The following is a 2,845-nucleotide window of genomic DNA, read 5'->3' as shown; positions in this document are numbered from 1 at the left end:
CCAGTGAGATCTCATCTTGAGGCTAGTTTCCCGCTTAGATGCTTTCAGCGGTTATCTATTCCGAACATAGCTACCCGGCAATGCCACTGGCGTGACAACCGGAACACCAGAGGTTCGTCCACTCCGGTCCTCTCGTACTAGGAGCAGCCCCTCTCAAATCTCAAACGTCCACGGCAGATAGGGACCGAACTGTCTCACGACGTTCTAAACCCAGCTCGCGTACCACTTTAAATGGCGAACAGCCATACCCTTGGGACCGGCTTCAGCCCCAGGATGTGATGAGCCGACATCGAGGTGCCAAACACCGCCGTCGATATGAACTCTTGGGCGGTATCAGCCTGTTATCCCCGGAGTACCTTTTATCCGTTGAGCGATGGCCCTTCCATACAGAACCACCGGATCACTAAGACCTACTTTCGTACCTGCTCGACGTGTCTGTCTCGCAGTCAAGCGCGCTTTTGCCTTTATACTCTACGACCGATTTCCGACCGGTCTGAGCGCACCTTCGTACTCCTCCGTTACTCTTTAGGAGGAGACCGCCCCAGTCAAACTACCCACCATACACTGTCCTCGATCCGGATAACGGACCTGAGTTAGAACCTCAAAGTTGCCAGGGTGGTATTTCAAGGTTGGCTCCACGCAGACTGGCGTCCACGCTTCAAAGCCTCCCACCTATCCTACACAAGCAAATTCAAAGTCCAGTGCAAAGCTATAGTAAAGGTTCACGGGGTCTTTCCGTCTAGCCGCGGATACACTGCATCTTCACAGCGATTTCAATTTCACTGAGTCTCGGGTGGAGACAGCGCCGCCATCGTTACGCCATTCGTGCAGGTCGGAACTTACCCGACAAGGAATTTCGCTACCTTAGGACCGTTATAGTTACGGCCGCCGTTTACCGGGGCTTCGATCAAGAGCTTCGCGTTAGCTAACCCCATCAATTAACCTTCCGGCACCGGGCAGGCGTCACACCCTATACGTCCACTTTCGTGTTTGCAGAGTGCTGTGTTTTTAATAAACAGTCGCAGCGGCCTGGTATCTTCGACCGGCATGAGCTTACGGAGCAAGTCCTTCACCCTCACCGGCGCACCTTCTCCCGAAGTTACGGTGCCATTTTGCCTAGTTCCTTCACCCGAGTTCTCTCAAGCGCCTTGGTATTCTCTACCCAACCACCTGTGTCGGTTTGGGGTACGGTTCCTGGTTACCTGAAGCTTAGAAGCTTTTCTTGGAAGCATGGCATCAACCACTTCGCTAACTAAAAGTTAGCTCGTCATCAGCTCTCGGCCTTAGAATCCCGGATTTACCTAAGATTCCAGCCTACCACCTTAAACTTGGACAACCAACGCCAAGCTGGCCTAGCCTTCTCCGTCCCTCCATCGCAATAACCAGAAGTACAGGAATATTAACCTGTTTTCCATCGACTACGCTTTTCAGCCTCGCCTTAGGGACCGACTAACCCTGCGTCGATTAACGTTGCGCAGGAAACCTTGGTCTTTCGGCGTGGGTGTTTTTCACACCCATTGTCGTTACTCATGTCAGCATTCGCACTTCTGATACCTCCAGCAAGCTTCTCAACTCACCTTCACAGGCTTACAGAACGCTCCTCTACCGCATCACTTACGTGATACCCGTAGCTTCGGTGTATGGTTTGAGCCCCGTTACATCTTCCGCGCAGGCCGACTCGACTAGTGAGCTATTACGCTTTCTTTAAAGGGTGGCTGCTTCTAAGCCAACCTCCTAGCTGTCTAAGCCTTCCCACATCGTTTCCCACTTAACCATAACTTTGGGACCTTAGCTGACGGTCTGGGTTGTTTCCCTTTTCACGACGGACGTTAGCACCCGCCGTGTGTCTCCCATGCTCGGCACTTGTAGGTATTCGGAGTTTGCATCGGTTTGGTAAGTCGGGATGACCCCCTAGCCGAAACAGTGCTCTACCCCCTACAGTGATACATGAGGCGCTACCTAAATAGCTTTCGAGGAGAACCAGCTATCTCCGAGCTTGATTAGCCTTTCACTCCGATCCACAGGTCATCCGCTAACTTTTCAACGGTAGTCGGTTCGGTCCTCCAGTTAGTGTTACCCAACCTTCAACCTGCCCATGGATAGATCGCCCGGTTTCGGGTCTATTCCCAGCGACTAGACGCCCTATTAAGACTCGCTTTCGCTACGCCTCCCCTATTCGGTTAAGCTCGCCACTGAAAATAAGTCGCTGACCCATTATACAAAAGGTACGCAGTCACCCAACAAAGTGGGCTCCCACTGCTTGTACGCATACGGTTTCAGGATCTATTTCACTCCCCTCTCCGGGGTTCTTTTCGCCTTTCCCTCACGGTACTAGTTCACTATCGGTCAGTCAGTAGTATTTAGCCTTGGAGGATGGTCCCCCCATATTCAGACAAAGTTTCTCGTGCTCCGTCCTACTCGATTTCATGACTAAGAGATTTTCGCGTACAGGGCTATCACCCACTATGGCCGCACTTTCCAGAGCGTTCCGCTAATCTCAAAGCCACTTAAGGGCTAGTCCCCGTTCGCTCGCCACTACTAAGGGAATCTCGGTTGATTTCTTTTCCTCAGGGTACTTAGATGTTTCAGTTCCCCTGGTTCGCCTCTTACGCCTATGTATTCAGCGTAAGATAACCATCTTATGATGGCTGGGTTCCCCCATTCAGACATCTCCGGATCAAAGTCTGTTTGCCGACTCCCCGAAGCTTTTCGCAGGCTACCACGTCTTTCATCGCCTCTGACTGCCAAGGCATCCACCGTATGCGCTTCTTCACTTGACCATATAACCCCAAGCAATCTGGTTATACTGTGAAGACAACATTCGCCGAAAATTCGAATTTCTCAA

Annotated in this window: 1 rRNA gene; it reads right to left on the bottom strand. The window is 51.7% G+C overall.

The window, feature by feature from the left end:
- Nucleotides 1-2,780, bottom strand: a 23S ribosomal RNA gene (locus tag HBO41_RS29300); the annotation flags it as partial.
- Between the last annotated feature and the right edge of the window lie 65 nt (nucleotides 2,781-2,845).

It is taken from the genome of Pseudomonas sp. WS 5146, from assembly GCF_012985495.1.
Lineage (GTDB): Bacteria > Pseudomonadota > Gammaproteobacteria > Pseudomonadales > Pseudomonadaceae > Aquipseudomonas > Aquipseudomonas edaphica.
Note: the sequence above shows the minus strand (reverse complement) of the source record. Positions and strands in the feature narration are given on the sequence as shown.